The organism is Natronomonas pharaonis DSM 2160, from assembly GCF_000026045.1.
Lineage (GTDB): Archaea > Halobacteriota > Halobacteria > Halobacteriales > Haloarculaceae > Natronomonas > Natronomonas pharaonis.
Genome location: NC_007426.1, coordinates 517,890 through 541,166, shown reverse-complemented (window position 1 = coordinate 541,166; position 23,277 = coordinate 517,890). Strand labels below are relative to the sequence as shown.

Here is a 23,277-nt window from a genome sequence, read left to right as displayed (position 1 = left end):
CACAATATTATATCCGCCACGGTCGGGGGCGAAGATATGTCAGACGATATCGTCGTCCGGCTGGCGGCCAATGGTGACGAAGAGACGCTTCAGTTCGACGGCGAGTCGGTCGACCGGCTTTGCCGACCGACGAGCATCGAGTTGCTCCGGACGGTCGCCGACGAGGAGCCCGCAAGCATCCGCGAGACGGCGCGGCTCGTCGACCGTGATGTCCGGCAGGTCCACGACAATCTCTGGAAGCTCGGCGAACTCGGCCTCGTCGAGTTCGACCGCAGCGGCCGCGGCCACCGGCCGGTCGTCGATTGGGACCGTATCGACGTCGAAATAGACGTGTAGGCCTCAGTCGAGTTGTGCTGCGTCCGGACCGAAGGCCTCCGCGAGTAGTTCGGGAACGTCCTCGGGAGTGACATCGGAGAACCACTCGTCGTGTGGCTGTATCGTCAGCGCCGTCCCGCCCTCGCTGCAGAGACCGAGACAGTCAGTCGTCGAGACGCCGACGCCGTTCCAGTACACGTCGCGTTCACGGAGCCACTCGGTGACGGCCTCGACGGTGGCCTCGGCACCGGGGCCGGCGTCGGCGCAGGCGGCGTACTCCGAGTCGCGGGCGTTGGTGCAGACGAAGACGTAGGCGTCGAGCCGCGTCGTCTGTTCGTCGGTCCGTCGTTGCATTCGTCTACGTTGCCACGGCGTCGTCCCGCTGGCGGGCCGGCTCACCACCGAAGCGGCCCTCAAGTCGACAGAAGACACCGGCGATGAGAAGCCAGAGCGCGGCCTGACTCAGCGCGGCGAGCGCCTGATACGTCGAGACGAGTTCGGCATCAAGGCCGGGATGAGACACCACGGTCGGCGAAAGGACCGGGATAGCGACAACGGCGGCGACGACTGGGACTGCGCCTGCGAGCACACCGAGGCCGACGTGACGGCGGCTAGCGCGGTTGTACACGGCGATTGCGAGCGCGGAGACGACAGCACCGGCGACGACCAAGCCGAGGTAGATGGCCAGCCGCGTCTCGATGCCGTAGATGTTCTCCGCGCCGGGAGCGGCCGGCGGGAGAACCAGCCACGGCATAACGGAGGCGCTGAAAAAGCCCGCGCCAGCAAGCACGTAGGCCTTGACATCGCCGACGCCGGGAAGGGCTGGTTCGAAGACGTACAGCGCGACAGCGAAGACGCCACCGAGGAAGATACCCCAGAGGACGCCGCTGCCGGCGCTAACGATGGCCGTCGTCGTCTCGGAAACGGCGTGGCCGGCGTGTTCGTGTGCCTCAGCGGCGTGTTCGTGGCCGTGACCACCGTCGTCGTGGCCGTGACCGCCGTCGTCGTGGCTGTGGCCGGCGTCGTGGATGTAGTCGGTCAGCGGGTTCCCGACAGTGACCATGTAGAGCGCGTAGGCGAGGCCGGCGGTGAGACCGGCGGCGACGCCGCGCTGGAGGTAGTCGGATATCATCGGTCAGTGGCAGGCGATACCGGCGGCGTGCCGGAAGTTGTGCGTCGCGTCGTGCACCAGCGGCTCTTGGAGGAAGACGAGCGTGAACGCTATCGCTGCCCCGAAGCCGAGGGCAGCAGCCACCTGCGCCAGCGAGAGGTCGCTGCGGGCCAATTCAAGTCGGTCGATAACAGTCTCGTGTGAGCTCATAAACTCAGATTGTTCTACTGAAAATGAAATTGTAAAGGTTGCGGTCCCCCGCCACAGCTATCGGCTGACCCGGCCAAGCTCGTCGTCGACCCGCTCCGGCGTCAACTCGGCGAGCGGAACGAGCCGGCCGGCAGTCCGGTCGGCCACCGCCGGGAGCAACCCCCGGCTGTCCTCGTCGCCGGCATCAACACAGACGACCCGCGCGTCCGTCTCGGCGAGGGCAGCGGCGGCGGCCTCGGTGTCGGCGGTCGGCGAGTCGGCCGCGTTGGCGCGGCCATCGGAGACGACCACCACGACGGCGGCATCGGGGTCAGCCCGGTCGACGACTTCGGCAGCCGTCCGGAGCCCTGCGGGGAGCGGTGTCCGGTCGCCGGTCGGGAGGTCCTTGAGATGTCTGGCCGCAAGCGTCACCGAATCCGTCGGCGGCAAGAGCACCTCGGCGTCGTCGCCGGCAAACGCGACGACTGCGACGCTGTCGCGTTCGGTGTAGGCCCCCTCCAGCAGCTCGAGAACGACGCCCTTCGCAGAGCGCATCGCCGGCCGCATCGAGGCGCTGGCATCAACGGCGAAGACGACGAGCGCCTCGCTGTCGCCCGCCCGGACCGACCGTCGGAGGTCGCGGTCCGTCGGCCGGTTCCGGCCGTGCTTTGCGGCGGCGCGGACCGATGCCGCGGCATCAACGGCACTGTCGTCTGTGTCGGCCGGCTCCGTTCTGACGCGTGCGCCTCGGTCGCCGCGCTGGGTCCGTGCCGAGCCGCTACCCGTGTCGCCTGCCGTGTCAACGGCCGGCGATTCGACGTCCGGCGCATCGGCGGCTCCGGGTGCCTGCCGGTTTTGGCCGGGGACGAGCGGCGTCGCCTCCTCGTCGGCGTCATCTGACGGCTTTGGGTCGTCCGAAGCGTCCCCTTGGCCGCCGTCATCCGACGGGTCGGCGTCGCCCTCGGCCGGCTGTCGGGAGCTGTCGCCTCCGTCGCCGCCCGATGGGTCAGTAGTGTCCTCGCTGCCGGGGCCGTCTTCGGAGCCCGATTCGCCGTCCGAGTCCGGCTCGGCGGAGGCGTCTTCATCTGTCGCAGCATCGCCGTCCCCGTCCGAACCCGCCTCGCCGCCGCTGTCGGCGTCGGCACCGCCTTCAGCGTCTGTCTCACCGTCATCCGTCTTCTCGTCGCCCGATTCGGCCTCGTTGCCGTCCTCGAAGTGGTCGTCGATGACGGAGTCGGCGTCGGGAGCGTCCTCGAACGGGGTCGACCGCATCCGGTGGGCAAGCGCAAACGCCGCGGCCTGCTGTAGGTCACCGTCAGTGACCGTCGGCCGGCCGTCAAGGGCCGCAAGCGCGCGGGCGGCGCGGGCGGTCGCGATGTCGGCACGGTGGCCGTCGACGCCGGCGTCGAGACAGAGGTCGGCGATGTCCCGCTTTTGTTCGTCGGTCAACTCGACCGACGGAAGCAGCGAGCGGGCCGCCTGTAGCCGCTTTCGGTAGCTGTCGGTGTCGTCGTCCGGCTCCGCTTTGCCGAGTGCGCCGTCGATGATGGCGACCCGGTCTTCGATGTCGGTCTCGCCGGCAACCTCGACCGAGAGGGCAAAGCGGTCACGGAGCTGTGGCCGGAGGTCGCCCTCCTCGGGGTTCATCGTCCCGACAAGGGTGAACGCAGCGGGGTGGGTGACACTAACGCCGTCGCGTTCGACCCGGTTTTCGCCGGACGCGGCCGCATCGAGCAGTACGTCGACGAGGTGGTCATCGAGAAGGTTGACCTCGTCGACATAGAGGATGCCGCGGTTGGCACGAGCGAGCAGTCCCGGCTCGAAGTTCGCCTCGCCGGACAGCGCGTCCGACACTGAAAGCGTCCCGACGACCCGCTCGCGGGTCGCTCCCAGCGGCAGCGTCACGAGCGGTACCGGCCGGGTCTCGACCGGTGGGTCCGTTCGCTCCCGGCAGTCGGCACATTGGCTGTCAGGGTCGTCCGGCGGACAGCGGTACGGGCAATCGGCGATGACACGCTGGTCGGGGAGCAGGTCCGCGAGTCCGCGGACGAGCGTCGACTTGGCCGTCCCCTTTTCGCCGGCGACCAACAGCCCCCCCAGCCCGTCGTCGGTCGCGACGGTCAACAGCGCCCGCTTGAGCCGCTCCTGTCCGACCACCGCGCCGAACGGCGTGGAAACGCTTTTGCCGTCCCCGTTGTCAATCACGGTTGTATTAGAACAACCGGAGTTTATCAACATTATGCCACGCGTCGGACTCTACACCGCAACCGAGAACGAATTGGGCGCGCTCGCTCGCGCCGCCGGCGAGGTCGAGACGGACCTCGTCGTCCGTTCGGAGAGCGACCTCGACGACCCCGAAGCCGTCGAGGCGTTCTGCGACGAACTGACCGACTGCGATGTCGTCGTCCTCTGGCTCCACGGCGGCGAAGACAGCATGCCGGGCTACGACCGGGCCATCGACCGCTGTTATGAGGCCGGCGTCCCCGTCATCGTGAAGGCGACCGGCGACGCCTTCGCCGTCGAGGATACGACGGTTCCGGGCAGTGTCCGGGACACCGTCTGTGAGTATCTGGAGAAGGGCGGCAGCGCCAACCTCGCCAACGCTGTCCGATATCTCACAGACCGCTTTACCGCTGTCGAACCGAGCTACGACCCGCCGGTCGAACTTCCGACGGAAGGGGTCTACCATCCTGACCACCCCGGTGTGTCCTACGAGGAGCTGCGAGCGACGCTCGACCCCGACCGCCCGACGGTCGCCGTCTGGTTCTACGAGTCCCACTGGACACACGAAAACACCCGGTACGTCGACGCGCTGGTCCGGGCCATCGAGGCCGAAGGGGCCGATGCGCTGCCGGTCTTCTGTAACCCGGTCACCGACAGCAGCGAGGAGGGAACCGACCCGGACGCGCGGGCCGGCGACGCCGAATGGGTCGTCGACAACTGGTTGACCGATTCGGACGGCGAGCCGCTGGTCGATGCGGTCTGTTCATCGTTCATGTTTTCGCTGTCGATGTCCGAACGCGGCCGCGACGCCGACGACGAGGGTGCAGACGCCGAGGAAGTCTTCCTCGACCGTCTCGGGGTCCCCGTCATCCAGACGGTGACGACGATGCGGTCCCGCTCGCGGTATCAATCCAGCGACACCGGCGTGATGGGCTTCGAACTCGCCCTGTCGGTTGCGCTCCCGGAGTTCGACGGCAACGTCATCACCCATCCCATCTCCGGTAAGGAACGCACCGACGACGACGCGGGGCTCGGCACCGCGCCGAAACAGCATTTCCCCATCGAAGACCGTATCGAGCACGCGGCGTCGCTGGCGGTCAACTGGGCGACGCTTCGCTATACGCCAAACGATGCAAAGCGGGTCGCCGTCGTCCTCCACAACTACCCACCGAGCGACGACGGCATCGGAACGGCATTCGGCCTCGACTCGCCGGCTTCGACGGTCAACCTGCTTGAGACGCTCCGGGACCGTGGGTACGACCTCGGCGGGCGGCTCCCCGACTCCGGCCAATCGCTCATCGAGACGCTGACCTCGCAGTTGACGCTCGATGACCGCTGGGTCGCTCCGGACGACGTTCGGGAGCTATCGGTCGATGTCGTCTCGCCCGAGCAGTACGGGGACTGGTGGGCCGACGCCGACCCCGCGTTCCGCGACAACGTCGTCGACGAGTGGGGCGAGCCGCCGGAACGACCGTTCGCCATCCCCGGCGCGGAGTTCGGAAACGTGCTGGTGACCGTCCAGCCGCCGCGCGGGTTCGGGATGGACCCCGAAAAGGTCTATCACGATTCTGACCTGCAGCCGCCGCACGACTACTACGCCTTCTATGCGTGGCTGCGGAACAGCTTCGAGGCCGACGCCGTCGTCCACCTCGGCACCCACGGGTCGCTGGAGTGGCTTCCGGGCAAAACCGTCGGCCTCGACGCCGAGAGCGCGCCGGACGCCCTCGTGGCGGACCTGCCGAACGTCTACCCGTACATCATCAACAATCCCGGCGAGGGGACACAGGCAAAGCGCCGCTCCTATGCCACCGTCGTCGACTACCTGACGCCGCCGATGGCAAACGCCGGCACCTACGACGAGTTGGCCGAACTGGAGGAACTGGCCGACCAGTACCGGGAGGCCGGCAGCGAAGCCGGCGAGACCGTCGAGCGGTTGTTGCGGGAGAAAATCGAAGCACTCGATTTGGCCGTCGAACTCGGCATCGCGGGCGAAATCGACGAGGCTGCGGACGTTCGCGGGCCGGCTGAAGCCGGGACGACGCTCGCCGAAGGCGATGTCGACGGCGACGAAGTCGACATCGACGAACTCGTAGAGCGGGTCCACAGCTATCTGACCGACGTCAAGACCACCCAGATTCGGAAGGGGCTCCACACGATGGGCGAACCGCCCGAAGGCGAGACACTGGTCGAGTACCTCATCGCGCTGACGCGGCTGGAAAACCCCGGCGCGCCATCGCTTCGGGCGTCCGTCGCCGGCGTGTTAGGTGTCGACTACGAGCGGATGCTCGACTCCCCCGGCGAGTACGACGAGACGCTCGGGATGACCTACTCACAGGCTGCTGACGCGGTTTACGAGACCAGCGTCGAGTTGGTCGAGACGCTTGCGGACCACGGGTTCGACGTGCCCGAAGCCGAACCCGATGCCGGCCCCGACGACGAGGTGACGATGAACCTGCTTGTCGTCGATATCGAGCCGCTCGGTGACGCCCGCGTCGCCGGCGGCGCACACGACGACCTCCGGGAGGTGCTGGCCTACATCTGTGAGGAGGCTGCACCGCGGGTGTTCGGAGCCGAAGCCGAGATATCACAGACGGCCGACGCGCTCGCCGGCGAATACGTCCCGCCGGGCGGCTCCGGCGCGCCGACCCGCGGTGGTGTCGACCTGCTGCCGACGGGCCGGAACTTCTACACGCTCGACCCCCGGAAGGTCCCCGCGAAATCCGCCTGGGAGGTCGGCAAGGAGGTCGCCGACGGAACCCTCGCGCGACACCACGACGAGCACGGCGACTACCCGGAGGAGGTCGGCGTCGTCGCGTGGGGGACGCCGACAGTCCGGACCCGCGGCGAAACCATCGCACAGGTGCTGGCACTGATGGGCGTCCGTCCGGTTTGGACTGACGCCGGACGAATCGACGATGTCGAGCCGATACCGCTCGACGAGCTCGGTCGCCCGCGCGTTGACGCGACGACGCGCGTCTCCGGGCTTTTCAGAGACGCCTTCCCACAGGCCGCGGGCGTCATCCACGACGCCGTTGAAGCCGTCGCCGACCTCGACGAGAGCCACGAGGACAACTTCGTCAAAAAGCACGTCGAGGAGGAGGCCGAATCGCTCGAAGCCGACGGGCTCGACCCCGATGCGGCCCGTGAGGCCGCCCTGCCGCGGGTCTTTACCACCAAGCCGGGCGGCTACGGAGCGGGCACGAACAAGGCCGTCGACGAAGGCAACTGGGAGGACCGCGCCGACCTCGCGGAGGTGTACGTCCAGTGGGGGGGCTACGCGCTCGGCTCCCGCGGCCGCGTCAGCGAAGACCACGACGCCTTCCGCCGCCGTCTCGGCAGCGTCGAGGCGACGGTCAAAATCGAGGACACGATGGAACAAGACGAGTTCGACTCCTCGGACTGGTATGCTTTCCACGGCGGCTTTATCACCGCTGTCTCGGAGGTGGCCGGCGAGGAGCCGGCCTCCTACGTCGGTGACTCCTCGGACCCGGACAACGTCGATGTCTACACGAACGAAGAGAAGGTCCGGAAGGCGATGCGGGCGCGCGTGCTCAATCCTGAGTGGCTCGACTCGATGGAGGACCACGGCTACAAGGGCGCTGGCGACCTCTCGAAGACCGTCGACGTGACGCTCGGCTGGGATGCGACGACCGGCGTCGTCAGCGACACCCTGTGGCGCGAAGTCGCCGAGGCCTACGCCCTCGATGCGGACCGCCAAGAGTGGCTTCGGGATGTCAACCCGTGGGCGCTGGAGTCGATTACGGATACGCTGCTTGAGGCCATCGAACGCGGCCTCTGGGATGCCGAAGACGACATCGAGTCGCGTCTCACGGACCTCAATCTGCAGGTCGACGGTGACCTCGAAGCGAGGGCAACCGCCGATAGCGGCGAGGAGGTGACAAGCGATGACGACTGACGAGACGTTCGAGGAGTACGCTGACCTCGGGGCGACGACATCGGAAGCGATGGATATCGCCGAGACGAGCATGGACCGCGTCCACGACCTCGTCCCACAGGAGACGCTCGCCGACCGGATGCGGGCGAAGTCGGTCCATGCGACCGGCGACCCCGAGTTCCAGCACCTCATGCGGTTTACCGGCACGGACGAAAGCGAGCCGGTACGCAACGGCGCGCGGGCGGTGCTTGACGAGCGGCCCATCGTCACCGACATCACGATGGTCAAGGAGGGAATCACCGGACGGGGCCACAACTGCCCGGTACGGAAGGCAATCGGCAACGGCGCGGAACTGGCCGCCGAGACGGGGATGACACGGACAGCGGCCTCGGTGCTAGAGCTGGATAGCGACGGCGTTTACGACGACGCCATCGCAACAATCGGCAACGCACCGACGGCAGCGCTAGCGCTTGCCGACTGCATCGAGCAGGGCACCCGACCGGCCGTCGTCGTCGCAACGCCGGTTGGCTTCGTCAAGGCCGCAGAGAGTCGCAAGCGGCTCCGTGCGGTCTGTGCCGAACACGGCGTCCCCACGGTCACGAACGTCGGCCGACGCGGCGGCAGCGGACTGGCAGCGGGGCTGACAAACGAGCTGATTCACGTCGCAAGCGACGCCAGAGACGGCGAGGTGGAGCTGTGACCGACCCGGTCGAGTTTCCCGACGAACCGGCCGCAGCCGCAGCCAGCACTCCCGAAAGCGAGGCCGGCGAGCCGGTGTATGCGGTCGGTATCGGTCCCGGGACGACCGAGTATCTCACGCGCCGCGGCGCGCGGGCGATACGCGAGGCCGATGTCGTCGTCGGCTTCGAGACGGTCGTCGACTTCGTCAGCGAGGAGCTCACCGGCGACGCGCTGACCTGCGGCTACGACGACGAGCCGGCGGTGCTGGCACAGTTCAGCGAGCGCATCGCGGACGGCGACCGCGGGACGGCGGTGCTGATGGGCGACCCGAACCACTCCGGGTACCAGTTCGTCGGGAAGGTCGAAGCGGCCGTCGACAGCCCCGTCGAAGTCATTCCGGGGATTTCATCGCTACAGGTCGCGGCCTCCCGAGCCCGGACGCCGATGGAGGAGACGACATTCGTAACGCTTCACAAGAGCGGCCCCATCGAAGCCGACCTTCGGCGGCTGGAGCGGGACGTGGGCGACCGCAACCTGCTCGTGTTGCCGCGGCCGTTCGACTGGATGCCCGAGCGAATCGCCCATCGGCTGCGTGCGGCCGGCGCGCCGGACTGTGAGGCGCTCGTCTTCGAGCGGCTGACCCACGAGGACGAGGCCGTCACGAAGACGTCGCTTTCGTCGCTTGCGGCCGACATCGAGACGCGAGCGGAGACGGCCTTTTCGGACCTGTCGGTGCTCGCGGTGCGGCGGTAGCGCTACAGCGCGGCGTCGATAGCCGCGGCGGTGTCCTCGCCGACGCCGTCGACGCGTTCGAGTTCCTCGCGAGACGCTGACCGGACGCCGTCGACAGTGCCGAACCGCTTGAGCAGCCGCTCTCGGAGTTCGGGGCCGACGCCGGGCACCGAATCCAGCGGTGTCGACACCGCATCGCGCACCTGCTGGTGATACTGGACCGCAAAGCGGTGGGCCTCGTCACGGACGCGTTGGAGCAGCCGCAGGGCAGGCCCGTCATCCCAGTCAGCAACGCCGTCAGACGTGACAACGAGTTCGTCGGCTTTCGCGAGAGCGATGGCGGGCACGTCCCAGCCCGTCTCGGCGAGGGCGTCCTGTGCCGCCCCGAGCTGGCCGTCGCCGCCGTCGATAAGCAATAGGTCGGGCGTCGGACGGTCGTCGCGGCCCTCGACGGCGCGGGTCGCCCGCCACCGGACCAGCCGCCGCATGTTCGCGTAGTCGTCGTTCTCATCGTCGAGCGAGCGCCGCCGGTAGTCGGCCGTTTCGGGGCTCCCGTCGACGAAGACGACGTTGCTCCCGACGGCGTCTTTCCCGCCGGCGTGGCTCACGTCGAAGCCCTCGATGCGTTCCGGGCGGTCGATACCGAGCCGCCGGGCCAGTGCCGTCGGGCCGTCGGCCTCCGCGGTCGTCCGCCGGGCGTTCTTCAGCGCTAACTCGACGAGCGTTGCCGCCCGGCCCGCACCGGGAACACGGATATCGACACCCTCGGCGTGGAGCCACTGGTCCAGTTCCTCGTCGTCGTATCGCTCGGACAACAGCAGCACATCGGGAAGCGACCGTTCGGCGTAGAACTGCGGGATGAACGCCGCGAGCACGGACGGCACCGACTCGGCGTCGGCTGGCGCATCCACCCGATGTCGGTCCCGTTCGACGAGCTTGCCGTCCTCGCTGCGGAGGCGGGCGACGGTCGCCGACTCGCCTTCGACGGCAACCCCGAGGACATCGAGGCGGCGACCGCCGCGGCCGGAGACGGCTTCGCTGCCTCCTTCGTGGAACGTCTCGACGGCCTCCAGTCGGTCCCGGAGCGAGGCGGCCCGCTCGAACGCCTGCGACGCCGCGGCTGTCTCCATCTCCCGGCGGAGCGGTTCGGCAAGGACGCCCGTCTCACCGTCAAAAAAGCGACGCGCGGATTCGACGTCCTCGGCGTAGGCGTCAGTGTCGATTTCGCCGGTACAGGGAGCAGAACACAGTCCGAGTTCGTAATCGAGACACGGCCGGTCGCGGCCCTCGTACTTGTGGTCGGAACACCCCCGAAGCTCGTAGGTCTCCCGGAGCGCCTTGACGACGGTTTCGACCCGTGATTTGTCTGTGTAGGGGCCGAAGACGGTCGCAGCCTCGTCGGGCGTCCGCGTAATCTCGATGCGCGGGGCCTCGTGGGCCGTCAACTGGACGAGCGGATACGACTTGTCGTCCTTCAGCCGGACGTTGTATCGCGGCTGGTGGCGCTTGATGAGGTTTGCCTCCAGCAACAGCGCCTGTGTCTCCGTATCCGTGACTGCGAAGTCGACGGCCGCAGCCGCCTCAACCATCCGCCGAATGCGGTCGCTCCGGGGGGCAACGTAGGAGCGAACCCGCTCGCGGAGGTCGACGGCCTTGCCGACGTACAGTACCGACTCGCCGGCCTCGAACTGGTAGACGCCGGGCTCGGCCGGTAGTTCGGCGGCCCGCTTCCGAACCGCGCTCGCATCCATAGCATCAGGTTGGGGTCGAGCGCCAATCAGCGTGACGTGTCGCAAGCGGCACGTACAAGCGGCCGGCAGCCCCAGCACGGACAATGACCGACACCGAACGCCTGTGGCTCGTCGAACGCGAGTACGGCGACGAGTCGCTCGTCGAGTTGGTGTATGCGACGCCTGACGGGAGCCGCTGTCGGGTCAAGCATCTCAGTGTTCAGTTGCTTCGGAAAAAAGACGTCACAGCCGCCATCGAAGTCGACCCCGAAAAGCTGGATGCGGTCCGCGACGAGGCGACACAGCAACGATACGCCGAGGAAGTACAGCGCGTCCGCGAGAACCACGACCCCGACGAAACTGTCTAGACCGGCTGCGAGCCTCAAGGCCTATATTCCGTCGGGCAAAAAGCCGACACCAACATGGCCGCCATCGAACTCGACGGCGTCGAAAAGGCCTACGGCGACGTACAGGCGCTTTCCGGCGTCGACCTCGAAGTCGAGGAGGGCGAAATCTTCGGCTTTCTCGGCCCTAACGGGGCCGGAAAGTCGACGACAATCAACATCCTGTTAGATTTCGTCCGCCCCGACGCCGGGTCGGTGCGCGTCCTCGGGTACGACGCGGGCGAGGAAAGCGTCGCGGTGCGGGAACGAACCGGCGTGCTTCCCGAAGGGTTCAGCGTCTACGACCGGCTCTCGGCGCGGGAGCACGTCGCCTTCGCGGTCGATTCGAAGGACGCCGACGACGACCCCGAAGCGTTGCTCGAACGGGTCGGCCTCGAAGACGATGCCGGTCGGAAAGCGGGCGGCTTCTCGACGGGGATGCGACAGCGGCTCGCGCTTGCGATGGCGCTGGCTGGCGACCCGGACCTGCTCGTACTCGACGAGCCGTCCTCGGGGCTGGACCCCAACGGCGCACGCGAACTGCGCGAAATCGTCGAAGACGAGGCCGAAAACGGCGCGACCGTCTTCTTTTCGAGCCACATTCTCGGACAGGTCGAGGCCGTCTGTGACCGTGTCGGCATTATTCGGAACGGCGAGGTCGTCGCCACCGACAGCATCAGCGGCCTCCGAGACGCCGTCGGCGACGGCTCGACGCTCGTCGTCGAAGTCGACACGGTCCCGGACGGCACCGAGGACCGGCTCAGCAGCCTCGATGGCGTCGGGAATATCGCAATCGACGGGACGACACTTCGGGTCAACTGCGAGGACGGGGTAAAGACGGCCGTTGTCAGCGAACTCGAAGCGGCAGGAGCGACCGTCGAGGACTTCTCGACTGAAGAAGCCTCGCTGGAGGAGCTGTTTGCGGCCTACACGGAGGGACAGCGATGAGCTGGATGGCCGTCGCCGAGAAGGATTTCCGGGATGCGATACGCTCCCGGCTGCTTGTTGTCCTGACGGTACTGTTTGCGGTGTTTGCGGCCGGGGCTGCCTACGTGGTGAGTGAAATCGACCCGCCACAGCAGGCCGCTCTGACCGGCGAGGTGACGACCGGGCTGCTGATTGCGGGGCTCGTTTCCGCAACGGCGGTGTTTATTCCGATTGTCGCCATCGCAGCGTCCTACCGGTCGTTGGCGGGCGAACGCGACAGCGGGAGCCTCAAGCTCCTGTTGTCGCTGCCGAACAGCCGCCGCGATATCGTCGCCGGAAAGTTCGTCGGCCGGAGCGCCGTTGTCGGCGTCGCGCTGCTTGTCGGCTTTGCGGTCGGCCTCGTCGTCACCGCCGTACTGGCCGATGCGTTCTCCGTGCTGGAGTATCTCGTCTTCGTCGCCGTCTCCCTGCTGTTTGCGCTGGTGTTTGTCGCAATCACGGTTGGCGTCTCGGCGTTTACCGCCTCAACGTCCCGGGCCGCCTACGGCGCATTCGGGCTCTTTGTCGTCTTCCAGTTCCTCTGGGGCGTGCTTGTACAGGGGCTCGCCTACGCACTCAACGGGTTTTCGTTCCCCGAAGGTGGCGAGCAGTTCCCCGAGTGGATTCAGAACCTCGCGAACTTCCTGTTTATTGTCGACCCGACGACCGCCTATCAGCAGGGAACCCTGTGGGTTGTCCGACTGCTCGATGACAGCCAAGAGGCACAGGAAACGATGGCCGAACTCCCGTTTTACGCACAGGACTGGTTCGGCTTCGTCATCATGGTCGTCTGGATAGCCGTCCCGCTGGCGGTCGGCTACCTGCGATTCGACGCGGCGGACCTGTAGCCCGACCACCCGTTTCTGCCCGGCTGTCTCCCGGGTAACGCTTTAGTTCAGCCACGTACTACTGGAACGTGCTATGACACGGAACCCATTCGAGGAGCTCGAACGGATGTTCGACCGGATGAGCAGCCAGCTCGAACCGCTCGACGACGAGCTACTCGGTGGGTCGGCCCCGGTCGACCTTGAGGACCGCGGCGACGCCTACGTTGTGACGGTCGACGTACCGGGCTTCGACGAAGGCGACATCGACGTCGAACTCGCCGGAGAGACGCTGACGATTTCGGCGACAAAGACCGAATCCAACGTTGCGGCCGACGAGGAAACCGACGGGGATGGAAGCCGGTATCTCCGACGAGAGCGCAGCCAGCAGAGCGTGAGCCGTTCGGTGCGGCTGCCCGAAGCCGTCGATGAGACGGCCTGTGAGGCGACGTATCGGAACGGCGTGTTGACGGTCACGCTGCCGAAGGTCGACGCCGACACCGACGGCCACAGCATCCCGGTCGAGTAGGCTCCGCTGGCCGTTACGCTCTTTTCGCTGCGCGTCGGCCGTTCGTCGAACGACCGTCAGACAACAGTTTCACCCCGCTGCCGTCTGTCAGTTTCACTTTCACCGCGCATACGCGGGTTTTATCATGCTCGCTGCCGCAGACGTAGATGCACACGCTCCTTCCCCTTTCTGTACGAGTCCAAAAGCGACAGCGACACACGTCGGAAGGCATACCGTACTACCCCGAATAGAGACGGTATGCTCGAACTCGCCGACGTGACCGCGGCGCGACCCCGTGTGGCGGAGACGGCCCGACAGACGCCGCTGGAACACTCGACGACGTTCTCGAAGCGCACCGGTGCTGACGTGCGGCTGAAACTGGAGAACTTCCAGCGGACCGGGTCGTTCAAGATTCGCGGCGCGACGAACAAGGTCGCGTTGCTCGAAGCGGCCGACCGCGAAGCCGGCGTCGTCGCTGCCAGCGCCGGCAACCACGCCCAAGGTGTCGCGCTGGCGGCCTCGAAGGCGGGCGTCGACGCCGTCATCGTGATGCCCGAACACGCGCCGATATCGAAAATCAACGCCACGCGCTCCTACGGCGCGGAGGTGCGGCTCCACGGCATCGACTACGACGCCGCCGCCGAACGCGCACACGAAATCGAACGCGAAGAGGGTCGGACGTTCGTTCACGCCTTTGACGACCCGGCAGTGATGGCCGGACAGGGAACTATCGGCCTCGAAATCGTCGAGCAGTGCCCCGACGTCGAGACCGTCGTCGTCCCTATCGGCGGCGGCGGACTCATCGCGGGGGTAGCGACAGCGGTCAAAGAACAGACCGACGCCCGCGTCGTCGGCGTGCAGGCCGAAGGCGCGGCAAGCGCCGCCGACTCCCTCGAAAAGGGCGAGGTCGTCGAGCGGGACGCGGTCGACACCATCGCGGACGGCATCGCGACCCGGAAGGTCGGCGACCGCACCTTCGATGTCATCGCCGAGCGGGTCGACGAGGTCGTTACGGTCTCCGATGACGAAATCGCCCACGCGTTGACGGCTCTGTTAGAGCGGTCCAAGACGCTCGTCGAGGGGGCGGGCGCAGTACCGCTGGCAGCAATCCTAGAGCGGCGCTTCGACTATGCGGACGACGAGACCATCGTTCCCGCGCTGTGTGGCGGTAACATCGACCTCAACGTGCTAACGACAGTGATTACCCGCGGGCTCGTCGAACGCGGCCGGTTCCTGCGTATCAAGACCGTGCTGAAAGACCGTCCCGGTGCGCTACAGGAGCTTGTGGGGTTGCTCGTCGACCACCGGACAAACATCTACGCCATCGAACACGACCGCGCCTCGAAAGACATTGCCATGAACGCCGCGGAGGTCGAACTCGACCTCGAAACGCGGGGCCACGACCACGTCGTAGAGCTGCTCGACGCGCTGGAAGACGCCGGCTACGCGGTCGAAGTGCTGGTCTGACGGGCGACCGGGAGGCTGTCGCGTCAGTAGAGCCAGTCGACAAACGCGCCCTCGATGAGCGTCTCCGACTGGTTCTCGATATATTCGGCCTGCATCCCCCAGACGGCCTGTGCGAACGGCTCCCCGTCAGCGACGGCGTCGGCGACGTGTTCGTACTTCCAGCGGGCGGGCGTCACCCGCCGGTCGACGCGCTCGCGGAGCGGCTGAATATAGCGGTTCGACGCCTCGGCATCGAGTCCCCGAAGTTCGAGGCCGTCCCGGGCGATTTCGAAGAGCTCGGCGTACAGCTCCTCGGTGTCGGTTGTCTCCGTGCCGTCGGCGGTCCGCCACCGAATGTCGGCCGCCAGCCCGTCCCGGACGGCGCGGTAGAAGTTCTCTTCGGCGGTCGCCCAGTCCTGATGGTAGATGGGATGTTCCCTGCGCGGCAGGCTCTCCATGAGGCCGGCAAACACCGCCAGCAGCGAAATCGTATCCCGGACGGTCGGCTGGCCGGGAAGCGGCCGGAACTCGATGCGGGCGTTGGCGCTCGTCCGGGTCGGCCCACCGAAGACCGGCCGGACCCACCGCCAGAAGCTGCCGTGTTTGTGCCGGAAGTGAGCGAATTCGTCGTCGAACCGCCCCTCGGGGTCGACATCCGCGGGGACGACCGTCTCGTCGGCGGCGATGCGGTCCAGCGCCTCGTCGACGCTGTCGATATCCTTCGGGAAGGAGACCTTTCGCTCGTCGGCGGGGTTGAGCACCGACTCGAAGACGGGGACGCGGTTCTCCATCCAGCAGTCGTCGAGGACGGTTTCGCCGTCGGCGTCGTACAGGTCCGGCGGGAAGAACGGCGAGTTGACCGCGACCGCCAAGAGCGGGCCGGCAACGCGGAGCGCATACCGGAAGTACGTCGGCAGGTCGTGGGCGTGTGGGACCTGGTAGTGCGGCTGTATCGAGGTGATGAGGCTTTCGGGCATCACCGTCTCCGACGACAGCGAAACGTGTGGCGCGTCAAGCTGGAGTTCGGGGGCGTATTCAGTGTTCGCCATCGCGTGATAGCGCACCGCACGCGACATGTTCGCGGCCATTCGCATTCCGTCTTCCTCGATGCTGTCTGTGAGATACGCCGCTGCCGTCTCGCCGACGGGCGGGACCGTCCACAGGCCGTCGCTGACAAGCGCCATCCCCTCACGGTTGACCTCTGTCTCGGCAGCATCGAGCTTCGCTTGGACCTCGGCCTCCTGTGCCCGGAGGCCGTACTCGGAAAGTGGCTGCGGCGTCGTCGACAGTTCGGCATTGTGGAGGCCAAGCTCCTTTTCGAAGCCGATGTACTCCAGCAGCCGGCGCGGCACCCGCATCAGTGCGTCCGTCTCGGCGTCAACAGCGTAGAACTCGTATTCGAGACCGACGATAGCCTGCGGGTTGTCGAAGGTCCCGTCCTCGATTTCCCCACGCAACACCTCTTTTTCCGCTTCAACCCGCGACGCGAACTCCTCCCGGTCGACCGAAAGGGCCGCTTCGATCTGCGCCGCGAGCTCTGAGGCTGACATACGGGCCTGTGTGTTCGCATACGATTTGAAACGCACGGCTCGTGCCGCTGAGTCCACCGATTCGGTATCCGCAAAATTTGTCAGCCGGTGTTACTCGCCGACGAGCGCGTAGGCGTGGCCGGGCTCGACGAACGTCGTCGGCTCGTCGTCGTCCCAGTAATTCTCGAAGACCCCCCGCTCGGCGACGAAGATGCGGCCGTCGTGCGGAACGGCCTCGCTTGTGACGTGGCCGCGACAGGGATGTCGCCACCGGCGTTCGCCGGTATCGCGTCGCAAGGCATACAGGTGGCCATCGTAGGAGCCGACGAGTACCGTCTCCTGCGTTACCGACAGCGAGCCGATGACGTTGCCGCCGACGTTCGTCGACCATAGCTCCTCGCCGCTGTCGGCGTCAAGGGCGTACACGCGGTTGTCGTCGCTGCCGAAATAGACGACCCCTTCGTCGGGACCGATGCCCGGGTTGGACATCACGACGCGCCCTGTCTCGAAGCGCCACTCTTCGGTGCCGTCTTCGAGGTCGAGCCGATAGAGGTGGCCGTCCCACGAACCGACGAACGCGCCGCCGTCGTAGGTGGGTATGGTGCCCTTGATTTCGCCGTCGGTCTGAAAGGACCACTCGAACGCCATCGACGGAAACTCCCAGCAGTAACAGACGCCGTCGTTGGAGCCGGTAATGAGGCGCTCGGTTGCGGGGTCGATGGCCGTCGAGGGATGTGGCATCCCCCACAGGCGGCTGTCGTGCCACAACGGCCGACCCGTCTCGGCATCGAGCGCCCACATCGTTCCGGACGGCTGTTGCCACGGGTGGTTGTACTCCGCGACAACGTAGATAACGCCGTCCCAGTAAGCCGGACTCGACCCGATGGCGATAGCCCCACGTAGCCGCCAACGGGAGGTTTTCCAGCGCCGCTGGCCGGAGTCGACATCGAAGGCGTACATCGCACCATCGTAGCCGCCGATGTAGGCGGTTCCGTCGACGACAAGCGGCGTTCCGTGGAAGCCGAGGTTCGTCGCATCCGTCTGGACGCTCCAGCGCTCCTCGCCCGCTGGCGTCAGGGCGTGTAGCTCGCCGGTGTCGGCCGGAATCAGCACCGTTTCGCCGTCCGGGGTGGGCCGCGGGCTCGCCTTGGCGGCGGTGTGTCCAACCTCGTTTATCGGCCGTTCCCACGCGACCGAAACGGTATCCGGGACAGTCGCGTCGGGGTAGTAGCCGAGTCGCCGGAGCCCCTGCCGGAACATCGTGACACCGTCGTCGTCCGGGTAGGTCTCGTTGTAGGGCACCAGCGCCGGGTCGAACGCGGACTGGTCGCGGCGGTAGGCGTAGCCGAGTCCCGTACAGCCCGCAAGCCCCGCCGTCACTGCCACACCGGCAGCCGAAAGCAGACGGCGGCGCGTCGACGACGGGGAGGCAGGGCTGTCAGTCATTATCCGACAGTCCGCAGGCGGCGGATATAGGAGCCACGGTCCGGCGGCTGTACAGTCTGTGTCGGAGAGAAGTAGTCCCGGGAAGATTCGAACTTCCGTCTCGAGCCCCAGAAGCTCGAAGGATTGGCCGCTACCCCACGGGACTGCATTCGTAGCAAGCGGGTTTGCCTACTAAACCTTGTCGGTTCCGCCGGACGGCAGGCTATGTGTGCGGGGACAGCGGGGGCTACCGCTCATCATAGCTGACGGAAATAAGCGTCCCCTCGTGGTCGATATAATAGCCGGGCGGGTTTCCAGCGCCGTGATATTCGAGCCCTTCGGTGAGGTCTTTGAACCGCTCTGCTTCGGCCGCAGTTATTTCTTCGGCGACGGTTCCGTGTTCGTCCATCACAGCGATGATGAGCGAATAGAGCGTCTCGAAATCAGCGACAGCGTCGTCGTCAGTCGAAAGCACCGGCTCAAGGTCGTCCGACTGGTAAGCGAATGCGGCGCGGAGGACATACACCGGCTCGCTGTTGCGGTCGGGGGTCCGTTCGGGCTCTTGGTCGTCCGGAGCCTCAGTACTAAAACAGCCGGCGAAGCCGGACGCAAGGACAGCGGCGGCCCCGAGCACGGTTCGTCTGGAGCGCATCGGTATTAATCCGGCACTTGCGTCCGCAGTCTCTTTGCCGTTCCGGTTCGGCGGCCAGCGCGGGTCGCTGCCGACAGAGAGGAGGGCTTTTGCCGGGGCGGGCCACAGACACCTGTATGGACGCGCCGCTGTGGACGGAGACACACGCCCCGGCGCTTGAAGCCCTCCCGCAGCCGGAGGTCCGCGACCATCTCGACCGCGCCGTCGCCGAGCCGATGAACCTCGTCGTCTTCGGCCCGCGAGGGGCCGGCAAGACAGCGGCGGTGCGTGCGCTGGCGGCGGCGACCCACGAGGACCCCGACAACGATTTTGTGGTCATCAACGTCGCCGACTTCTTCGACCGGACGAAAAAAGAAATCAGAAACGACGACCGATTCTCGCAGTTTCTCGAAGGCCGGTCAGGACTCTCCAAGCGAGACATGATAAGCCACGTGCTGAAAGAACAGGCCGCCTATCAGCCGGTCTCGGGGTCGTTCCGGACCATCCTGCTTGATAACGCCGAAGCGATACGCGAGGACTTCCAGCAGGCGCTGCGGCGGGTGATGGAAAAGCACTACGAGGCCACACAGTTCGTCATCGCGACCCGGCAGCCCTCAAAGCTCATCGCGCCGATAGAGTCGCGCTGTTTCCCGGTCCCGGTCCGGGCGCCGTCCCACGAAGAGACCGTCTCCGTGCTCGAATCCATCGTCGAGGCAGAAGGGGTCGAGTACGACGCCGACGGCCTCGAATACGTCGCCGGATACGGTGACGGGGACCTCCGGAAGGCCATCCTCGGGGCGCAGACAGCCGCCGAGGAGGCCGGCGAGGTCACGATGCAGGCCGCCTACGACGCGCTCGGCGACATCGGCCTGCGGGAGCGAATGGAAGAGATACTGGCGGCCGCCGACAGCGGGGACTTCGAGGACGCACGCAGTGACCTCGACGACCTGCTCTACGACGACGGCTACGAGGGAGCGGCCGTACTGCAGGAGCTGCTGGCGGCAGCGCGGGCCCGCTATGACGGCGACGAACTCGTCGGCGTCTACGAGTTGGCCGGCGAAATCGACCACGAAATGGCCGCCGGGAACACCGACCGCATACATTTGAGCCGGCTACTGGCCGAGTTGGGCCGGTAGCCGCCCGTCAGCTATCGCAGGACGTGAATATATCGAGTTAGGGAGCCGTGGACGCGGCGGTCGAATCGTTCGGCAACCGTCCAACCCGCGGCGTCGGCGGCCTCGTTCCACGGGCGGTCGGCGATGAGGACGGTGCGGCCGGCGACCCGTCGGACTTCTTCGAGTGCCTCGCCGACAAGTGTCGCTAAAGACTGGCCTTCGATTTTTGACTGTCTGCCGTATGGCGCATCGAAGACGGCCCCGTCGAAGCTATCGTCGGCGAACGGCAACCGCGTCGCATCACCGCGAAGAACGGCACCGTCCGTGAGATAGTGGTCGAGGTTCTGTCGCGCGCCGCTGACCATCTTGGGCTGTGCGTCGACGCCGACGGGGGTCGCCCCGGCAAGCCCGGCTTCGACGAGAATGCCACCAGTGCCACACATGGGGTCGAGAATACGCACGTTGGGGGCCGCACCGGCGATGTTCGCCACCGCGCGGGCATCCATCGGGTCCATGCTCCCGGGCTGGAAGAACGGCTTATCGGTTGGCCGGCGGTCGGTGAAATCGCGAGTGGTCTCAGTCGATAGCCAACCGACTGCGGCGGCATCAGCCGAAAAAAGCGCCACGAGCGTGTGGTCCGGCGCGTCAAGGTCGACCTCGAACCCGCGGTCGACGAGGACGCTCCCGAGCCGCCGCTCTGCGGCCTGCGTGTCGATGTCAGCGAGGCCGCGCACATCGCGAGCGCGGACGGCGACAGTGCCCGTCCGGTCGACGCTGGCCGCCTCGAGCGTCGCCGCCGCGGCCGCGATGTCGGGGCTACAGGTGCCGACCAGCCGACAGACACGCCGGGTGTAGGCGAGCGTTCCGACGGTCGCCGTATCCACGCCCCGGGCCGTCGCCAGCCCCGGCGCGAGCCGCTCGACGGCCGAACAGCGCGTTCGCGCCTCACAGACCGCGAACGGGTCAGCATCGTCGCCCGCCAGTTCGAGCAGATACACGTCCGCAGGTGGCGTCGCGGATTAAATAAGCGGCGCGGTCGCCGGACGAATGCATCGACGCGGAAACGACCACGTACATTTATAAACCTTAAATACGTGTTTTAAGTCGAGACATGCAGGACCCCAAGGAGACTATCAATATCGAGAACGTCGTCGCCTCGACAGGCATCGGCCAGGAACTCGACCTCCAGAGCGTCGCGATGGACCTGGAGGGGGCCGACTACGACCCCGAGCAGTTCCCCGGCCTCGTCTACCGCACACAGGAGCCCAAGTCCGCCGCGCTCATCTTCCGCTCCGGAAAAATCGTCTGTACGGGCGCAAAGTCGACAGACGACGTCCACGAATCGCTCCGCATCGTCTTCGACAAGCTCCGTGACCTCGAAATTCAGGTCGACGAAGACCCCGAGATTGTCGTCCAGAACATCGTCACCTCTGCGGACCTCGGACGGAATCTCAACCTCAACGCCATCGCCATCGGACTGGGCCTCGAGAACATCGAGTACGAGCCCGAGCAGTTCCCCGGTCTCGTCTACCGGCTCGACGACCCCGACGTTGTCGCGCTGCTTTTCGGCTCCGGAAAGCTCGTCATCACCGGCGGCAAAGAGCCGGACGACGCCCGCGAGGCCGTCGACAAAATCGTCTCGCGGCTCGAAGAGCTCGGCCTGCTCGACGGATAGCGGCGTCCGAGATATCGTATCGATGCCCGACCCCGCTCGGCAAGCGCGCGGCCGCCGGGCTACGGCACCAGCCGTTCGATTTCGGTGACGAGAATGTCCGTCGCGCCGGCGGCCTTTAGCTTCGGGATGACCTCGAAGACCTCGCGTTCGTCGACGACGACGTGTACGGCGACGGTGTCCTGACCGGCGACATCCATCACGGTCGGCCCACCCATCCCGGGAATCTCCGCCTCGACGGCGTCAAGCGAGTCCTCCGGGACGTTCATCATCAGATAGCGCTTGCCATCCGCATCGAGCACCGACCGAAACGCCGTTGTGACCTGTTCTACCTTCGGGTCGTCAGCAACCGCCGGGTCCGCAAAGAGCCGTACCGACGATTCGAGCACCTCGTCGACGACTTCCAGTCGGTTCATCCGCAACGTCGTTCCCGTCGAGGTGATGTCGACGATGGCGTCGGCGATATCGACGTGGGGTGTCAGTTCGGTTGCACCGGAGACCTCGACGATGTCCGGCCGGACCCCAAGCTCCTCGAAGTAGCGTTCGGTAATCTTCGGAAATTCCGTCGCGACGGTCCCGCCTGAGAGTTCTTCGGGAGCGCTCACCCCGCCGTCTTCGGGCGAAGCGAGCACGAGCCGGCAGCTTCCGAACTCCAAATCGAGCAGGTCGACGAGGTCGGTCTCGGATTCGCGTTCCTGGTCGAGTCCGGTAATGCCGAGCGCCGCCGCGCCGTCAGCGACGTACTCGGGGATATCGGCCGCCCGGGCGAAAAGCACCGACACCTCGGGGTCGACGGTATCGGCATAGAGCTTCCGGTCGGAGCCGTCCTGTACGTGTAGCCCGGCGCGTTCGAGCAGCTCGAGCGCCGGCTCATGGAGACGTCCCTTGTTGGGCACCGCGATTCGCATGCCGTCGTCTTGCAGGCGGGGCGTCTTTGTCCTGTCGGAGCGGTGGCCCGCGACGCTACCGCTCGCCGGAAACGTAACCAACCCCCGCGGCGCTGAACGCGGCGACCGCGGTGATGAGGAGTCCCGTCGCTGCCGTCCGGAAGCGACACTGCGGCGACACCACCACACCGGAGTGGCTGACGGAGCCGGTACCGAGCGCCAGCGCCAGCGCAAGCAGGACACCGCCGAAGGCGATACAGCCCGCCGCCACGCCGCAACGAACGAGCCCGGCGTGAAGCCGACCATCGGGGAAAAGCCACTGGGCGTACAGTCGTGGCGCGTGTCGATACCACAGGTATCCGACGAGGGCGAGCCCGCCGGCGGGGGCGGCAAGGAGGACTGCGAGGGCAAACTGGAGGGCGCGCATCGGTGGCAGTTCATCCGCCCGTGACAAAACGTTTCGCCGAAGGTGCGAAAACCTGTGTTCGAAAGGACGAGATAATATACTACAGGCAGCCAGATAATCAACAGCAAAGAAAACATCCAAGATTAAATATCGTTATGGAAAAGACATAAGTCCATCAAAACACGATACACTGTTGATGACAGCAGTACGAACGAAAGTCAAACAGCAGCTCTGTCGGCACGACTACGAGGTCTTCTGGGTCGAGACGACAAGCGGTCTGAAGGGGTTCCGATGCCGCCGGTGTGGGCACCGTAAAAACGAGTGAGCCTACGGGCGGTTACCAGTCCTTGCAGTCGGCACAGACAAGGCCGTCGGCGGCACGCCAGCGCCGGGCGACGGAGACACCACAGCCGTCGCAAGCAGCGTCGGACGGCGTCCAAACGTACGTGGCCGACGCCGTGTCGTCGGACGAGCCATCGGCCGCACCGTCCGCGAAGTCGTTAAGCGAGGTCTCGCGCATGCGACAGTAGTGAACGTTGGAGCCACTTAACTGCCCGGCGAGACCGCCGAACGGGAGACGGACACACACAAGTAGGAGGGCGACTATCC

General features: G+C 66.3%; 24 protein-coding genes and 1 tRNA gene. 12 read left to right on the top strand and 13 right to left on the bottom strand.

Annotated features, from left to right (window positions below; genetic code table 11):
* Positions 1-36 precede the first annotated feature (36 nt).
* Complete coding sequence (locus tag NP_RS02765; protein WP_011322278.1) at positions 37-336, top strand: HVO_A0114 family putative DNA-binding protein; 300 nt, start codon at positions 37-39, stop codon at positions 334-336.
* 3 nt (positions 337-339) lie between these two features.
* Here NP_RS02765 and NP_RS02760 read toward each other — a convergent pair whose 3' ends face one another.
* From NP_RS02760 to NP_RS02745, 4 genes are read right to left on the bottom strand one after another with little or no spacing between them, the layout of a single operon-like run.
* Positions 340-669 carry a (2Fe-2S) ferredoxin domain-containing protein gene (locus NP_RS02760; RefSeq protein WP_011322277.1) on the bottom strand — a complete coding sequence of 110 codons (330 nt, stop codon included), beginning with the start codon at positions 667-669 and terminating at the stop codon, positions 340-342.
* 4 nt (positions 670-673) lie between these two features.
* Positions 674-1,447 (bottom strand): CbtA family protein, encoded by a 774-nt coding sequence (locus NP_RS02755; RefSeq protein ID WP_011322276.1) that lies wholly within the window; start codon positions 1,445-1,447, stop codon positions 674-676.
* A 3-nt stretch (positions 1,448-1,450) separates the two neighbouring features.
* Positions 1,451-1,636 carry a CbtB domain-containing protein gene (locus tag NP_RS02750; RefSeq protein ID WP_011322275.1) on the bottom strand — a complete coding sequence of 62 codons (186 nt, stop codon included), beginning with the start codon at positions 1,634-1,636 and terminating at the stop codon, positions 1,451-1,453.
* A gap of 57 nt (positions 1,637-1,693) precedes the next feature.
* Positions 1,694-3,820 (bottom strand): VWA domain-containing protein, encoded by a 2,127-nt coding sequence (locus NP_RS02745; RefSeq protein WP_011322274.1) that lies wholly within the window; start codon positions 3,818-3,820, stop codon positions 1,694-1,696.
* Between the two features lie 34 nt (positions 3,821-3,854).
* Here NP_RS02745 and cobN point away from each other — a divergent pair, with 34 nt between their 5' ends.
* The 3 genes from cobN to NP_RS02730 are packed head-to-tail and all read left to right on the top strand — an operon-like array spanning position 3,855 to position 9,167.
* The gene (cobN, locus tag NP_RS02740; RefSeq protein WP_011322273.1) at positions 3,855-7,754 is read left to right on the top strand and encodes a cobaltochelatase subunit CobN; all 3,900 of its coding nucleotides are present in this window, start codon (positions 3,855-3,857) and stop codon (positions 7,752-7,754) included.
* On the top strand, positions 7,744-8,433 hold the full coding sequence (locus NP_RS02735) for a precorrin-8X methylmutase (RefSeq protein WP_011322272.1): 690 nt from the start codon (positions 7,744-7,746) through the stop codon (positions 8,431-8,433). Before cobN ends, NP_RS02735 begins: the two co-directional genes overlap by 11 nt.
* Complete coding sequence (locus NP_RS02730) at positions 8,430-9,167, top strand: cobalt-precorrin-7 (C(5))-methyltransferase (protein WP_011322271.1); 738 nt, start codon at positions 8,430-8,432, stop codon at positions 9,165-9,167. The genes NP_RS02735 and NP_RS02730 overlap by 4 nt, the downstream gene beginning before the upstream one ends.
* A gap of 2 nt (positions 9,168-9,169) precedes the next feature.
* On the opposite strand, the gene NP_RS02725 is transcribed toward NP_RS02730, so the two are convergent.
* Positions 9,170-10,897 (bottom strand): excinuclease ABC subunit C, encoded by a 1,728-nt coding sequence (locus tag NP_RS02725; protein ID WP_011322270.1) that lies wholly within the window; start codon positions 10,895-10,897, stop codon positions 9,170-9,172.
* 83 nt (positions 10,898-10,980) lie between these two features.
* Between NP_RS02725 and NP_RS02720 the strand changes: the two genes are divergently transcribed.
* The 5 genes from NP_RS02720 (at position 10,981) to ilvA (ending at position 15,024) form a co-directional block, all read left to right on the top strand.
* Complete coding sequence (locus tag NP_RS02720; RefSeq protein WP_011322269.1) at positions 10,981-11,244, top strand: hypothetical protein; 264 nt, start codon at positions 10,981-10,983, stop codon at positions 11,242-11,244.
* A gap of 54 nt (positions 11,245-11,298) precedes the next feature.
* Positions 11,299-12,207, top strand: coding sequence for an ABC transporter ATP-binding protein (locus NP_RS02715; RefSeq protein ID WP_011322268.1), 909 nt, complete (start codon positions 11,299-11,301; stop codon positions 12,205-12,207).
* Complete coding sequence (locus NP_RS02710; RefSeq protein WP_011322267.1) at positions 12,204-13,073, top strand: ABC transporter permease; 870 nt, start codon at positions 12,204-12,206, stop codon at positions 13,071-13,073. The genes NP_RS02715 and NP_RS02710 overlap by 4 nt, the downstream gene beginning before the upstream one ends.
* 73 nt (positions 13,074-13,146) lie before the next feature.
* Complete coding sequence (locus NP_RS02705) at positions 13,147-13,578, top strand: Hsp20/alpha crystallin family protein (protein ID WP_011322266.1); 432 nt, start codon at positions 13,147-13,149, stop codon at positions 13,576-13,578.
* Positions 13,579-13,815: 237 nt separating this feature from the next.
* On the top strand, positions 13,816-15,024 hold the full coding sequence (gene ilvA, locus NP_RS02700) for a threonine ammonia-lyase (protein WP_011322265.1): 1,209 nt from the start codon (positions 13,816-13,818) through the stop codon (positions 15,022-15,024).
* A 23-nt stretch (positions 15,025-15,047) separates the two neighbouring features.
* On the opposite strand, the gene NP_RS02695 is transcribed toward ilvA, so the two are convergent.
* The 4 genes from NP_RS02695 to NP_RS02680 all read right to left on the bottom strand — a co-directional run bounded on the left by NP_RS02695 (position 15,048) and on the right by NP_RS02680 (position 18,609).
* Entirely contained in the window at positions 15,048-16,553 is a 1,506-nt protein-coding gene (locus NP_RS02695; protein ID WP_011322264.1) for a hypothetical protein, read from the bottom strand.
* Positions 16,554-16,643: 90 nt separating this feature from the next.
* Entirely contained in the window at positions 16,644-17,978 is a 1,335-nt protein-coding gene (locus tag NP_RS02690) for an outer membrane protein assembly factor BamB family protein (protein WP_011322263.1), read from the bottom strand.
* 72 nt (positions 17,979-18,050) lie between these two features.
* Positions 18,051-18,123 (bottom strand) — tRNA-Gln (locus NP_RS02685).
* 81 nt (positions 18,124-18,204) lie between these two features.
* Positions 18,205-18,609 (bottom strand): hypothetical protein, encoded by a 405-nt coding sequence (locus NP_RS02680; protein ID WP_011322262.1) that lies wholly within the window; start codon positions 18,607-18,609, stop codon positions 18,205-18,207.
* 116 nt (positions 18,610-18,725) lie between these two features.
* On the opposite strand from NP_RS02680, the gene NP_RS02675 reads away from it, so the two are divergent.
* Positions 18,726-19,724, top strand: coding sequence for an AAA family ATPase (locus tag NP_RS02675; RefSeq protein WP_011322261.1), 999 nt, complete (start codon positions 18,726-18,728; stop codon positions 19,722-19,724).
* 11 nt (positions 19,725-19,735) lie between these two features.
* Here the strand turns inward: NP_RS02675 and NP_RS02670 are convergent, their stop codons facing one another.
* Positions 19,736-20,701 carry a methyltransferase domain-containing protein gene (locus NP_RS02670; RefSeq protein WP_011322260.1) on the bottom strand — a complete coding sequence of 322 codons (966 nt, stop codon included), beginning with the start codon at positions 20,699-20,701 and terminating at the stop codon, positions 19,736-19,738.
* 113 nt (positions 20,702-20,814) lie between these two features.
* Between NP_RS02670 and NP_RS02665 the strand changes: the two genes are divergently transcribed.
* Positions 20,815-21,378 (top strand): TATA-box-binding protein, encoded by a 564-nt coding sequence (locus NP_RS02665; protein WP_011322259.1) that lies wholly within the window; start codon positions 20,815-20,817, stop codon positions 21,376-21,378.
* Between the two features lie 59 nt (positions 21,379-21,437).
* Here NP_RS02665 and hisG read toward each other — a convergent pair whose 3' ends face one another.
* Positions 21,438-22,283: an ATP phosphoribosyltransferase gene (gene hisG, locus NP_RS02660; protein ID WP_011322258.1), complete on the bottom strand. Its 846-nt coding sequence runs from the start codon at positions 22,281-22,283 to the stop codon at positions 21,438-21,440.
* A 55-nt stretch (positions 22,284-22,338) separates the two neighbouring features.
* Complete coding sequence (locus NP_RS02655) at positions 22,339-22,689, bottom strand: hypothetical protein (protein ID WP_011322257.1); 351 nt, start codon at positions 22,687-22,689, stop codon at positions 22,339-22,341.
* A gap of 175 nt (positions 22,690-22,864) precedes the next feature.
* Between NP_RS02655 and NP_RS15055 the strand changes: the two genes are divergently transcribed.
* Positions 22,865-22,993, top strand: a complete 129-nt coding sequence (locus tag NP_RS15055) for a hypothetical protein (RefSeq protein ID WP_269764016.1) — start codon at positions 22,865-22,867, stop codon at positions 22,991-22,993.
* Positions 22,994-23,005: 12 nt separating this feature from the next.
* Here the strand turns inward: NP_RS15055 and NP_RS02650 are convergent, their stop codons facing one another.
* Complete coding sequence (locus NP_RS02650) at positions 23,006-23,188, bottom strand: DUF7573 domain-containing protein (RefSeq protein ID WP_011322256.1); 183 nt, start codon at positions 23,186-23,188, stop codon at positions 23,006-23,008.
* Positions 23,189-23,277: the final 89 nt, after the last annotated feature.